Below are 11,752 nucleotides of genomic sequence, written 5' to 3' on the forward strand. Positions count from 1 at the left end.
CCGCTTAGCGCGGCTGGTGACGGGCCGGTTCGTAATGACCCAGCAGGTCGGCAAAACGACTGTTGAACACCAGCGCCTCTTCTAGCGTGAGATCCAGCACCAGGAGCCGGCCATCGGGCAGATTCTGGGTGGGTAAGCCTAAACTCACGGCGGCCGCATAGGCCAGTTGCAAGCGATGGGGTGCGGTGTGCGGGCTCAGCCGCAATACCAGCCGGGGGTGATTGCGCCAGTGGCGCAATGGGTCGGCAACAGACACGCGAGAGGTCACTTCAAGGTTGGCCTGTAAGGGTGTTACAGGCAGTTCAAGACAGTCGTACATGGGCAAACTCCAATGAATTTGCCGGTGATCCGTGATCACCGACGCTTTAGCGGTACTTCCGGCCAACGGCCTTGCGCCCCGCAAGTTGTCGATTAATAGGCGCAAAAAAACCACGACAGGCGTGGCAAACAGCACGCTTTAGCAGACATTTATTGCGCGCCCTGCAATCTGTCGTCAAATCGGCGCGTTTGAATTTACTCTACGCCGGCCCAGCAGGCCGGCAAATAGGGGATTACCGCAATGGGCTTAGGCGGGCTGTTTCGAATCCAGCAGAATGGTCACCGGCCCATCGTTGGTCAAGCTGACCTGCATGTCGGCCCCAAAACGGCCGGTGGGAATCGCTTGGCCCAGTTTTTGGCTCAGGCTGGCGACAAACTGATTGAACAGCGGCTCGCTGATTGCGCCAGGGGCGGCGGCGCTCCAGCTGGGGCGGTTGCCCTTTTTGCAGCTGGCATACAAGGTGAACTGACTGACCGCCAGCACGGCTTCGCCGGTGTCGAGTAAAGAACGATTCATAACCCCGGCTTCATCATCAAAAATGCGCAGGTTGGCGAGTTTATTTACCAGATAATCAATATCGGTGTGGTCATCGTCATGCGTGACCCCCACCAGCACCAGTGCGCCGTGGCCAATCTGGCCGACGATCTCGCCAGCGACGCTAACCTGCGCCTGGCTCACACGTTGAATGACCAAGCGCATTAGCGCACCGCCAGCGAGCTTAACTGGCCCGGCTCATTAGCCAGCAGGGTACGTTTGAAGGAGCCGGTTTGATCGTGTGGTTGCAGCGCGACGCGTAGACGGCGCTTCAGCGGAGCCGACAGCGTGCTGTCTTTTTGATCGAGGGCGCGCAAATCGCGCAGCAGGTGGCGCAGGAAAAAAGGCATGCCTTCGCTGTTTTCACGAAATTGGTCAATTTGCTGGGCTAGGCCACAGTTCAGCGCCATTTCGATGCGAAAGGCCAAATCCAGCGCCAGCATCTGCAGTTGTTCGGTTTCCACTTTTTGGGCAGCGGCTACCAAAATCGGGTTGGTAAATTGCCGGGCTTGCGGTGCAGTGCTCATGCTCTCGGTCTCCACGGGCTATGTCTTATGCTGGCTTTTCTTGTAAGTTCGGACAGAAAATACACGATTCACATCGAATCGTCATATTTTTTTCGGTCTGACGGATTTTGCGGCCGATCTTACCCGAAAGGCGCTAGCCAGATATGCGGAATTTCACTAATATCAATGGTTTGTTGCCCCGCAGAGTGCGGCTAGGATGGCGTACTCTGGCAACATGCGCGGCACTTGGGCGCAACTGAAGTTGTGGCTGGCGAGTGATGGCGCTCTGTATCGAGTAATCAACAAGGAAAAAAGCATGAAGCGGGTAGGTTTAGTCGGTTGGCGCGGTATGGTGGGTTCGGTCCTGATGCAACGCATGCAGGAAGAAAAAGATTTTGATCTGATCGATCCCGTGTTTTTCACTACCTCGCAAGCCGGTCAGGCAGCGCCTAATTTTGGCAAAGATGCGGGCACGCTGAAAGACGCGAACGACATCGCCGAGCTGAGCAAAATGGATGTCATCATCTCTTGCCAGGGCGGTGACTACACGACTGCGATTTTCCCGCAACTGCGCGCTAGCGGCTGGACTGGCTACTGGATTGATGCGGCATCGACTCTGCGTATGGAAGACGACGCAGTGATCGTGCTCGACCCGGTGAATGATGACGTTATTCAGGCGGCACTGGCCAAAGGCGTGAAAAACTACATCGGCGGCAACTGTACCAACTCGATCATGCTGATGGGTATGGGCGGCCTGTTTAAAGCCGGGCTGGTAGATTGGGTGTCATCAATGACTTACCAAGCCGCTTCGGGTGGTGGTGCTAACCACATGCGCGAATTGCTCAAAGGTATGGGCGTGGTTTACAACTCGGTGGCGGCTGAATTGGCCACGCCAGCATCAGCGATTCTGGATATCGACAAAAAAGTGGCTGAAACCATCCGCACCGACGTGCCAACCGAATACTTCGGCGCGCCACTGGCCGGTGGCCTGATTCCGTGGATCGACAAACAACTCGACAACGGCCAATCCAAAGAAGAGTGGAAAGGCCAGGCCGAAGTGAACAAAATCCTCGGCACTAGCGCCACGATTCCCGTTGATGGCCTGTGCGTGCGTATCGGCGCCATGCGTTGCCACAGCTTGGCACTGACCATCAAGCTGAAAAAAGATCTGCCATTGGCCGAGATCGAAAGCATCATCAAGCAAGGCAATCCATGGGTGAAATGGGTACCTAACGATCGCGAAATCAGCGTGAAAGAGCTGACTCCAGCTGCGATCACCGGCAAGCTCGACATCGGCGTGGGCCGTGTGCGCAAGCTGAACATGGGCCCAGAGTATCTAAGCGCCTTTGTAATCGGTGACCAGCTGCTGTGGGGCGCGGCCGAGCCGCTGCGTCGCATGCTGCGTATTTTGCTGGCGAAATAAGGTGTGAGCCCCATTGGGGCTGAGCGTAAAAAAGGGAGCTGCGGCTCCCTTTTTTCTTGGCTGCTATATACTGCTGCCATAGGATCTGGCGTAGGGTATGTGGCTACAGGCTTTAATATAAATGGCCTGTAGGCCTATACTAATGATACTTACATCCCCGCATACAGCGGGCCACCGCCGCCTTCGGGCGCTGTCCACTGAATATTCTGCTTCGCGTCTTTGATATCACAGGTTTTACAGTGCAGGCAGTTTTGCGCATTGATCTGATATTGCCGCTGACCATTGAGCTGCACAATTTCATACACGCCCGCCGGGCAATAATGGCATTCGGCCTGGCTGTCGTTATGGAGGTGTACTGGGGTAATCAGCTCGGGATCGCGCAGGCGCAGATGGGCCGGCTGATCGTGTTCGTGCGAAACATTGGCCAGCGCCAGCGAATCCAGCTTGCTAAACGTCAGCACGCCATCTGGTTTGGGATAAGCAATCGGCGTGGCTTCATTCATCGGCAGATGGTAAAGATGATCGGGCTGACGATGGTGCAAAGTCCACGGCACACTCAGCCCCAGCTGTTGCAACCACATCTCACAGCCCGCATACAGGGTTCCGGCCAGGGTGCCAAAACGGGTGAGGGCAGGTTTGATATTGCGCACGGCGTGCAATTCGGCCATCACCGGGGAGGCTACTAGGCGCTCGCGGTAGGCGTTTAGCGTGTCATGCTGACGGCCGGCGGCGATGGCCTCGCTCACCGCTTCGGCTGCATACATGGCCGAGCGGATGGCATTGTGAGTGCCTTTAATGCGCGGCACATTCAATAGCCCCGCACTGCAGCCAAGGATGGCGCCGCCCGGAAAGGTAAGCTCGCCCAGCGATTGCCAGCCTCCTTCGCTAATCGCCCGCGCGCCATAGGCGATGCGTTTGCCGCCTTGCAGCAGCGGGCGAATCGCCGGATGTGTTTTAAAGCGCTGCAATTCATCAAATGGCGACAGATACGGGTTGCGATAATTAAGGTGCACTACATAGCCAATCGCCACTTGCTGATTGGGCAGATGATAGATAAACGCGCCGCCGCCGGTTTGATTATCCAGCGGCCAGCCTTGCGCATGCACTACTTTGCCCAATTGATGCTGCGTGGCCGGAATTTGCCAAACTTCTTTTACGCCCAGGCCATAATGCGCCGGGTCGGCCGCTGTGCGCAGGGCAAATTTCTGTTCCAGCTCGGCGGCCAGCGAGCCGCGTGCGCCTTCGGCAAACAAGGTATAAGCGGCCACAATTTCAATGCCGCGGGTGAAATCGGCCTTGGGCAGGCCGTTTTTGGCGATGCCCATATCGCCGGTGGCAATCCCGCGCACGGCACCCTGTGCGTCGTACAGCACTTCGGTAGCGGCAAAGCCGGGGTAGATTTCCACCCCTAGCGCTTCGGCTTGTTCACCCAGCCACGCCACCACTTCACCCAGCTTCACAATGAAACAGCCCTCATTGTGTAGCGGCTTGGGCAGTAGGGCGCTCGGCAGGCGAAAGGCCTGATCTTCATCCATCCACAAAAATTCGTCTTGCGTAACCGGGGTCGCCAGCTGCGGAGCTTGGGTGCGCCAAGTGGGCAACAATTCATCCAGCGCCACCGGATCGATCACCGCGCCAGATAGTGTATGCGCACCCAGCTGTGCGCCTTTTTCCAGCACACAGACATTCAGCGCCGCATTGCACTGCTTGAGCCGGATCGCTGCGGCCAGCCCGGCCGGGCCGCCACCGACAATCACCACGTCGTACTGCATCTGTTCCCGATCGCTCATGACGAATTCCTATATCTATAAATGCAATATATTAATTAAATTTAATCGTATTTACAGATATTGTACCGCTGGCCTAGAATAGTTGCCAAGTTAGTTTTGCAGCCGGCAGCTTAATCCGATCCGGCCCTTCACAGGAAATAGAACATGAAAATCTTGGTGCAGATCAAGCGGGTGATTGATTATCAAGTCACCGTGCGCCCGACGGCCGATGGCCGCAATGTGGAAACGGCCGGCGTCAAAATGAGCATTAATCCTTTTGATGAAAACGCGCTGGAAGCCGCCGTGCGGCTGAAAGAAGCGGGCCTCGCAACTGAAGTGTTGGCCGTGGCCATCGGGAGCGCCGCCAATCAGGATGTATTGCGTCACGCGCTGGCGATGGGCGCCGATCGCGCCTTGCTGCTTGAAACCGAACACACGCTCGGCAGCCTGCAAACCGCCAAAGCGCTCAAGGCGCTGGTGGCGCGCGAAGCGCCGCAGCTGGTGCTGACCGGCAAACAGGCCATTGACGATGATGCGGCCGAAACTGCGCAAATGCTGGCGGCGCTGCTGGATTGGCCGCAAGCCACGTTTGCCTCGGCGATTACGCTGGCCGATGGCGTGGCCACTGTGGTGCGTGAAATCGATGGCGGGCAAGAAACCCTAGAGCTGAATCTGCCGGCTGTGATCAGCGCAGATTTGCGCCTGAACGATCCGCGCTTTATCAAGCTGCCCGCGCTGATGATGGCGAAGAAAAAACCGCTGGAAACCCTGCCGCTGGCCGAATTGGGCGCGGTCGATGCACCTGCGCTCACGCTGGAGGCGGTGAATGAACCACCCGCTCGTCCAGCCGGTCGCGTGTTGGGGAATGTTGATGAATTAGTGGCTGCGCTGCGCGCAGCAAAGGTGCTGTCATGAGCGTATTAGTGATTGCGGAAATTGATGCAAACGGTTTGAAAACCGCCACGCGCTCAGCGATTAGCGCGGCGGCGCAGTTGGGTGGTGAGGTGCATGTATTGCTCGCTGGCGAAAATATCCAGGGTATTGCCCTGCAAGCCAAAGAAATCAAAGGCCCGAGCAAGATACTGGTGGCCGACGCCCCTGAATATGCACAGGGTATCGCCGAAAATCTGAGCCCATTGGTGCGCCAGCTGGCCGCCGATTACCACACCATTGTCGCCGCGGCGACCAGCTTTGGTAAAAACCTATTGCCTCGCGTGGCGGCGTTGCTGGATGTGGCGATGGTATCGGAAGTGACTCAGATTTTGGCGCCACGCCAGTTTGTGCGGCCGATCTACGCCGGTAATCTGAACGCCACCGTGGCCGCGCCTGCGGGGCAGTTGGTGCTCACCATTCGGCCTACGACTTTTGCGCCGGCCGAGCTGCAAGGCGGTGCTGCCGAAGTGGTGGCGGTGGCTAGCACGGGCGATGCAGGCAAGGCGCGCTTTGTAAGCCGCGAATTGGCTGTCTCCGATCGGCCAGAGCTCGCCACTGCGAAAGTCGTGATTTCCGGCGGCCGCTCGCTCGGGAGCAAAGAAGCCTTCCACGCCACGCTCACCCCGCTGGCCGAACAACTCGGAGCCGCCATCGGTGCTACCCGCGCCGCCGTGGATAGCGGCATGGCGCCCAATGACTGGCAAGTGGGCCAGACCGGTACGGTGATTGCGCCTGAGCTGTATATCGCCTTTGGTGTTTCCGGCGCCGCCCAGCACGTGGGCGGGATTAAAGACGCGAAAATCATCGTGGCCGTAAATACCGACCCGGATGCACCGATTTTCAAAGTGGCCGACTATGGTTTGGTCGCCGATCTGTTTACTGTGATTCCGGCGCTGCAAAGTGCCCTGAAAGGTTAAGCTGATGTCTAAATTTGCCCATGAAACCGTCTTAAGCGTGCGCCATTGGAATGACACGCTGTTTAGTTTCACCACCACCCGCGATGAATCATTGCGCTTTGAAAACGGTCAATTTGTAATGATTGGCCTCGAAGTCGACGATAAACCACTGGTGCGCGCGTATTCGATTGCCAGCGCCAATTACGAAGAAAACCTCGAGTTTTTCAGTATTAAAGTGCCCAATGGCCCGCTCACATCGCGCCTGCAGCATTTACAAGAAGGCGATAAATTGCTGGTGAGCCGCAAGCCGACCGGTACGCTGGTGCTGTCCGATCTGAAACCGGGCAAGCATCTGTATTACCTGAGCACCGGTACGGGCTTGGCGCCCTTTATGAGCCTGATTAAAGATCCGGAAGCTTACGAGCGCTTTGATAAGATTATTTTGGTGCATGGCGTGCGCACAGTCAGCGAGCTCGCCTATGCCGAATACATCGAGCATGAGCTGCCCAATAATGAGTATTTTGGCGATATGGTGCGCGATAAGCTGATTTACTACCCAACCGTGACCCGCGAGCCATTTCGCAATCAGGGCCGGCTGACCGATTTGATCCGCTCAGGCAAATTGGCAGCAGATCTAGGCTTGCCACAGCTTAATCCACAAACCGATCGGGCCATGCTGTGCGGCAGCCCGGCGATGCTGGAAGACACCTGCCAGCTCTTGGATGAGCTGGGTTTTGTGGTGTCGCCACGAATCGGCGAGCCGGGCGATTACGTGATCGAACGGGCCTTTGTCGAGAAATAATTGGCCATTGTTGCGCAGAAGGGAAGGTCGGCCGATCCAATTTGCCGACTGCCCGCCCGCTGCAATAGACTAATGCTGATAAAACTATTCAGCATTTGAGACCGGTTATGCAAACACAGATCAATTTTGACCAAGGCCGTGGCCAGATTGCGATGAAAGGAAACTTCACTTTCGAATCGCATCGCGAATTCAAACAAGCGACCACCAGTGTGCTGGAACAAGCCGGCCTTACCGAAATTGAACTGGATTTCGCCGAGGTGGACTACATGGATTCGGCCGCCCTGGGCATGTTGCTGCTTTTGAATGAGCGTGCCAGCGGCCGCAAAGTGACTTTGGTTAATTGCAAAGGCACCGTGAAATCGGTGTTGGATATTGCCAACTTCGGCAAAATTTTCGAGATTCGCTAAGCCGTCATTCGGCCATCCATGATGTAGCCGGGCCGATCTGCCCAGAAATAACAGAAATAAAAAACCAGCCGCATGGCTGGTTTTTTATTGGCCCCGATTGGGCGGCTTGCCGCTTAGGCGTTTTCTTCCATTCCCAGCTCTTGGATTTTGCGTGTAAGGGTATTGCGCCCCCAGCCTAGTAATTCCGCGGCTTCTATGCGTTTACCCCCGGTATGTATCAGTGCAACTTCGATCACCGTGCGCTCAAATGCAGGAGTGATATCGTCCAGCACCCGGGTATCGCCGCGAGTGAGGCGCAGACTGAGCTCTTGGCTGAGCGCCTGCCGCCAATCACCGCTCACCGGCAGGCTATGGCCTTGCTGCTCAAGCAGTTCGGGTGGTAAATCAGCGGCTTCAACCACTTGGCCAGGTGCCATCACGGTAATCCAGTGACAGATGTTTTCCAGCTGGCGCACATTGCCCGGAAAAGCAAAGCTGGTGAGCCAGGCCATGGCGGCATCCGCCAGCCGCTTGGTTTCTACCCCCAGCTCTTGGGCCGAGCGTTGCAGAAAATGCTTGGCCAGCAGCGGAATATCCTGACTGCGCTCGCGCAGCGGTGGCAGGCGCAGACGGATGACATTCAGGCGGTGAAAGAGGTCTTCGCGAAACTGGCCGGCTTTTACGCGTTCTTCCAGATGCTGGTGTGTGGCGGCGATCACGCGCACATTGGCTTTGATTGGCTGATGGCCACCCACGCGATAAAAATAGCCATCCGAGAGCACCCGCAATAGCCGGGTTTGCAAATCCAGCGGCATATCGCCGATTTCATCCAGAAACAGCGTGCCGCCTTCGGCTTGTTCGAAACGCCCAACCCGTTTGGCATCCGCACCGGTAAAAGCGCCGCGTTCGTGGCCAAACAGTTCGGATTCGAGCAGATCTTTGGGAATAGCCGCGCTATTGATCGCCACAAACGGCTTATTGGCGCGTGGGCTATGGCGGTGCAGGGCGCGGGCCACCAGCTCTTTCCCACTGCCCGATTCGCCGGTGATCATCACCGTGGCCGCCGATTGGCTGAGCCGTCCGATGGCGCGAAAGACTTCCTGCATGGCTGGCGCCTGGCCCAGCATTTCCGGCACGCTGGCCGCGGGCTCTGGTTGATCTTGCAGCTGTTCGCTCTCTTGCAGCGCCCGGCGGATAAGGGCGATGGCCTGATCCACGTCGAAGGGCTTGGGCAGATATTCAAACGCACCGCCCTGAAAGGCCGATACCGCGCTATCCAGATCGGAATGCGCGGTCATGATAATCACCGGAATCTGCGGCCGATCGCGTTTCACCACTTCCAGCAAGGCCAGCCCCGATTCGCCGGGCATGCGGATATCGCTGATGATGACTTGCGGCTGTTCGTATTCCATGCGGTTTAATGCTTCGGTGGCCGAAGCAAAGGTGGCGTGAGCAATATTTTCGCGCGACAGGGCTTTTTCAAATACCCAGCGGATCGAGCGGTCGTCATCAATGATCCAGACTGTATTCATGGTTTAGTCCTGTTTTTGCCACGCATTCAGTGGCAGCAAGATGGTAAAAGTGGTTTGCCCGGGGCGGCTGTCAAATTCAATGGTGCCGTGGTGTTGCGCCACATAGGTGTGCGCCAGATGCAGGCCAATACCGGTGCCGCCCGGGCGGCCAGATACCAGCGGATAAAACAATGTTTCGGTGAGATGCTCGGGAATACCCGGGCCGTTGTCGGTGATTTCGATCTTTAGCGCCAGCGGATAGCGGCGGCGATTGAGTGTGACCTGCCGAGCAATCCGGGTGCGTAACTGGATTTCACCAATGCCGCTCATGGCCTGAATGGCATTGCGCACGATGTTCAGCGCTGATTGGATCAGCTGTTCTTTGTCGGCAATCAGCGAAGGCAGGCTGGTATCGTAATCGCGTTTCACCGCCAACCCGTTGGGCGTTTCAGCCAGCACCAGACTGCGCACGCGTTCTAGCACCTCATGGATATTCAGCTCTTTGAGTTGCGGTAGCCGATGCGGCGTGAGCAGGCGATCCAGCAGGCTTTGCAGGCGCAGGGCTTCATCTACGATAACCTGGGTGTATTCCTTGAGCTGCGGGTCGGGCAATTCGTGCGCCAGGAGTTGTGCCGCCCCTCGAATCCCGCCCAATGGGTTTTTGATTTCGTGGGCCAGATTGCGGATCAGCTCGCGATTGGCTTGCTGCTGGGCTTGTAGCCGCTCTTCATTCACAATCCGGCGCTGTTGGTCGATACGGCGGATTTCTAGTAGCAGGCTGGCTGCCGGTGATTCGATCGGAGTGGCTTCGAGCGTGACATACATATCGCCTTCTACCCCGGGCACCACTAATTCATGCTCGGTGATGGAGATATTTTGCTGCAGCGCGGCCTGCGCCGCTGACACAATCGGGCTGAGCTCGCCAAAACAGTGCACCAAGTGCGGTAATTCCAGCGCGCGCAGGTTAAACAAACTCACAGCGGTGGGGTTGGCATAGCAGATGCGGCCATCCTGATCGGTGGCGATCACGGCGGCATCCAGAAAATCTAGCCCGGCAAAAGCAGGGTGGCTCATTGTATGGCTCCACAACCAAGAGTGCTGCCAGCCTAAAGCAAAACTCAGGCCAACAATTTTTGGGGACTTTGTGGTTTAAGCATACAAAAAACGCACCGAAATGGTGCGTTTTTTTCTAGCCTGTGTGCATTTAGCGCATCCGTGATATTTCGGCCTGCAGGGCGGCGGTATTTTTTTCGTGCATCACGATGGTTTCGCGCAGGCGGCCGATGCGATCCAGATAAAGTTTGGGGTTGGCTTTTTCGTCGGCGGATTTGGTGCTCTCGGCTTCCTGCAGCGCTTTGCGGGCCATGGCGAGTGCATTTTGCTCGCTGGTGAGCTCGTCGTTCAGGATTTGACGGCGGTTGGTGTCGCGGCTTTTCTGGGTGGCGGCATCCACGCGCGGAAAATTAGCCGGAGATGGCACATTCACTTTATTGGCGCGGGGCTGGTTGGCGTTGTTGCTGCCGCCACCACTGCTCTCTGCCCGACGGGGGGCAGGTTCGCTCATAATGCGCACCGCGCCTTTCACCGGGGTGTTGGTGAATGTGACATTGCCATTCTCATCGACATATTTGTAAATGTCGGCCCAGGCTGGGCTGATCAGAAGGCTACATAGCAAGGGATAAAACAGTATTCTGCGCATGCCGGTAAAGTATCACAGTCTGGCGGGACGTTAAAACGAAGCTGCGGGTCTGTCGGCATGACCCAATGGTTTATCTGGCGCGATGTGATCACGCACACGCTGTTTTAGCACCTTGGCTTCCGGGAAACCACCATCAAGCTGACGATCCCAGATTAGCTGCCCATCACAGTGAATCAGAAAAACCCCGCCCGTGCCGGGTTGGAGTGCAACTTCACCTATTTCGAACGCAAAAGTGCTCAGGAGTTCCTGCGCCAGCCACGCGCTGCGCAGCATCCAGTTGCATTGGGTGCAGTAGTGAATGGTGATGCGGGGTTTACTCAAAATATCAGTCCTTCGGCGCGCAAAATGGCCGCGGTGTTGGCCGCGCTGGTGTGATGAATGCCATGCCAGCCCACCGCGCTCGCGCCGGCGGCATTGGCGGCGGAATCATCGATAAAATACAAATCAGCCGGTTTGGCAGCGGGATGATGGCGCAAGATGCGCTGATACATCAGGTGGTATATGGCTGGATCCGGCTTAATTAAACCCTCGCGGCCAGATACCACGATGTCGGGCAGAGTGTGCAGGAAGGGATAATGTTCCCACGCATACGGGAAAGTCTCGGCCGACCAGTTGGTTAGCCCGAAGACCGGATAGCCCGCCGCGCGCAGCGCATCAAATAGCGCCATTCCTTCGGGCAATAAGCCGCGCAAAGTTTCCGGCCAGCGCGCATAAAATGCGGCGATCTGCGCCGCGTAGGCCGGATATTCGGCCGATTTTAGTGCTACGGCTTCGGCAATCGTGCGGCCACGATCTTGCTCAATATTCCAGGCTGGATTACACACTTCGCGCAAAAACCACTCGCGCTCGGCTGGATCGGGCAGCAGCGATTCATACAGATAGCTTGGGTTCCAATCAAACAGCACCCCGCCAAAATCGAAGACGACAATCGCTGACATCGTAGCTTCCGCTCAAAAGAAAGAATTGTAGCGATT

General features: G+C 56.7%; 14 protein-coding genes. 5 read left to right on the forward strand and 9 right to left on the reverse strand.

From position 1 onward, the window contains the following. Positions 1 to 4: 4 nt before the first annotated feature. From QV747_RS00720 to QV747_RS00730, 3 genes are all read right to left on the reverse strand, one after another. Positions 5 to 319, reverse strand: coding sequence for a hypothetical protein (locus tag QV747_RS00720; RefSeq protein WP_028448739.1), 315 nt, complete (start codon positions 317 to 319; stop codon positions 5 to 7). Positions 320 to 565: 246 nt separating this feature from the next. Beyond that, on the reverse strand, positions 566 to 1,018 hold the full coding sequence (gene dtd, locus QV747_RS00725; RefSeq protein WP_273428419.1) for a D-aminoacyl-tRNA deacylase: 453 nt from the start codon (positions 1,016 to 1,018) through the stop codon (positions 566 to 568). Beyond that, a complete protein-coding gene (locus QV747_RS00730; RefSeq protein WP_028448741.1) occupies positions 1,018 to 1,380 on the reverse strand; it encodes a hypothetical protein in 363 nt (120 codons plus the stop codon). Before QV747_RS00730 ends, dtd begins: the two co-directional genes overlap by 1 nt. A 295-nt stretch (positions 1,381 to 1,675) precedes the next feature. Between QV747_RS00730 and asd the strand changes: the two genes are divergently transcribed. After that, entirely contained in the window at positions 1,676 to 2,782 is a 1,107-nt protein-coding gene (asd, locus tag QV747_RS00735) for an aspartate-semialdehyde dehydrogenase (protein ID WP_028448742.1), read from the forward strand. Positions 2,783 to 2,931: 149 nt separating this feature from the next. Here the strand turns inward: asd and QV747_RS00740 are convergent, their stop codons facing one another. Next, positions 2,932 to 4,572 (reverse strand): electron transfer flavoprotein-ubiquinone oxidoreductase, encoded by a 1,641-nt coding sequence (locus QV747_RS00740; protein ID WP_273428413.1) that lies wholly within the window; start codon positions 4,570 to 4,572, stop codon positions 2,932 to 2,934. 144 nt (positions 4,573 to 4,716) lie between these two features. Between QV747_RS00740 and QV747_RS00745 the strand changes: the two genes are divergently transcribed. The 4 genes from QV747_RS00745 (at position 4,717) to QV747_RS00760 (ending at position 7,589) form a co-directional block, all read left to right on the forward strand. Then, a complete protein-coding gene (locus QV747_RS00745) occupies positions 4,717 to 5,466 on the forward strand; it encodes an electron transfer flavoprotein subunit beta/FixA family protein (protein ID WP_273428410.1) in 750 nt (249 codons plus the stop codon). Next, positions 5,463 to 6,401 (forward strand): electron transfer flavoprotein subunit alpha/FixB family protein, encoded by a 939-nt coding sequence (locus QV747_RS00750; RefSeq protein WP_273428408.1) that lies wholly within the window; start codon positions 5,463 to 5,465, stop codon positions 6,399 to 6,401. Before QV747_RS00745 ends, QV747_RS00750 begins: the two co-directional genes overlap by 4 nt. A gap of 4 nt (positions 6,402 to 6,405) precedes the next feature. After that, the gene (locus tag QV747_RS00755) at positions 6,406 to 7,182 is read left to right on the forward strand and encodes a ferredoxin--NADP reductase (protein ID WP_028448746.1); all 777 of its coding nucleotides are present in this window, start codon (positions 6,406 to 6,408) and stop codon (positions 7,180 to 7,182) included. A gap of 107 nt (positions 7,183 to 7,289) precedes the next feature. Continuing rightward, a complete protein-coding gene (locus tag QV747_RS00760) occupies positions 7,290 to 7,589 on the forward strand; it encodes an STAS domain-containing protein (protein WP_028448747.1) in 300 nt (99 codons plus the stop codon). A 113-nt stretch (positions 7,590 to 7,702) separates the two neighbouring features. Here the strand turns inward: QV747_RS00760 and ntrC are convergent, their stop codons facing one another. The 5 genes from ntrC to QV747_RS00785 form a co-directional block, all read right to left on the reverse strand. After that, positions 7,703 to 9,100 carry a nitrogen regulation protein NR(I) gene (gene ntrC, locus QV747_RS00765; protein ID WP_047395447.1) on the reverse strand — a complete coding sequence of 466 codons (1,398 nt, stop codon included), beginning with the start codon at positions 9,098 to 9,100 and terminating at the stop codon, positions 7,703 to 7,705. A 3-nt stretch (positions 9,101 to 9,103) separates the two neighbouring features. Then, positions 9,104 to 10,153, reverse strand: coding sequence for a nitrogen regulation protein NR(II) (gene glnL / locus QV747_RS00770; protein WP_028448749.1), 1,050 nt, complete (start codon positions 10,151 to 10,153; stop codon positions 9,104 to 9,106). A gap of 130 nt (positions 10,154 to 10,283) precedes the next feature. Further along, positions 10,284 to 10,778, reverse strand: coding sequence for a DUF4124 domain-containing protein (locus QV747_RS00775; protein WP_273428403.1), 495 nt, complete (start codon positions 10,776 to 10,778; stop codon positions 10,284 to 10,286). 30 nt (positions 10,779 to 10,808) lie between these two features. Next, on the reverse strand, positions 10,809 to 11,099 hold the full coding sequence (locus tag QV747_RS00780; RefSeq protein WP_028448751.1) for a SelT/SelW/SelH family protein: 291 nt from the start codon (positions 11,097 to 11,099) through the stop codon (positions 10,809 to 10,811). Continuing rightward, on the reverse strand, positions 11,096 to 11,716 hold the full coding sequence (locus tag QV747_RS00785; protein WP_028448752.1) for an HAD-IA family hydrolase: 621 nt from the start codon (positions 11,714 to 11,716) through the stop codon (positions 11,096 to 11,098). The genes QV747_RS00780 and QV747_RS00785 overlap by 4 nt, the downstream gene beginning before the upstream one ends. Positions 11,717 to 11,752 lie beyond the last annotated feature (36 nt).

This window comes from uncultured Chitinibacter sp., assembly GCF_945957625.1.
GTDB classification, from domain to species: domain Bacteria; phylum Pseudomonadota; class Gammaproteobacteria; order Burkholderiales; family Chitinibacteraceae; genus Chitinibacter; species Chitinibacter tainanensis.

Bases quoted from the DNA above. Each gene is read 5' to 3' on its own strand.
- QV747_RS00720 (WP_028448739.1), bottom strand. From the start codon at position 319: ATGTACGACTGTCTTGAACTGCCTGTAACACCCTTACAGGCCAACCTT.
- dtd (WP_273428419.1), bottom strand. From the start codon at position 1,018: ATGCGCTTGGTCATTCAACGTGTGAGCCAGGCGCAGGTTAGCGTCGCT.
- QV747_RS00730 (WP_028448741.1), bottom strand. From the start codon at position 1,380: ATGAGCACTGCACCGCAAGCCCGGCAATTTACCAACCCGATTTTGGTA.
- asd (WP_028448742.1), top strand. From the start codon at position 1,676: ATGAAGCGGGTAGGTTTAGTCGGTTGGCGCGGTATGGTGGGTTCGGTC.
- QV747_RS00740 (WP_273428413.1), bottom strand. From the start codon at position 4,572: ATGAGCGATCGGGAACAGATGCAGTACGACGTGGTGATTGTCGGTGGC.
- QV747_RS00745 (WP_273428410.1), top strand. From the start codon at position 4,717: ATGAAAATCTTGGTGCAGATCAAGCGGGTGATTGATTATCAAGTCACC.
- QV747_RS00750 (WP_273428408.1), top strand. From the start codon at position 5,463: ATGAGCGTATTAGTGATTGCGGAAATTGATGCAAACGGTTTGAAAACC.
- QV747_RS00755 (WP_028448746.1), top strand. From the start codon at position 6,406: ATGTCTAAATTTGCCCATGAAACCGTCTTAAGCGTGCGCCATTGGAAT.
- QV747_RS00760 (WP_028448747.1), top strand. From the start codon at position 7,290: ATGCAAACACAGATCAATTTTGACCAAGGCCGTGGCCAGATTGCGATG.
- ntrC (WP_047395447.1), bottom strand. From the start codon at position 9,100: ATGAATACAGTCTGGATCATTGATGACGACCGCTCGATCCGCTGGGTA.
- glnL (WP_028448749.1), bottom strand. From the start codon at position 10,153: ATGAGCCACCCTGCTTTTGCCGGGCTAGATTTTCTGGATGCCGCCGTG.
- QV747_RS00775 (WP_273428403.1), bottom strand. From the start codon at position 10,778: ATGCGCAGAATACTGTTTTATCCCTTGCTATGTAGCCTTCTGATCAGC.
- QV747_RS00785 (WP_028448752.1), bottom strand. From the start codon at position 11,716: ATGTCAGCGATTGTCGTCTTCGATTTTGGCGGGGTGCTGTTTGATTGG.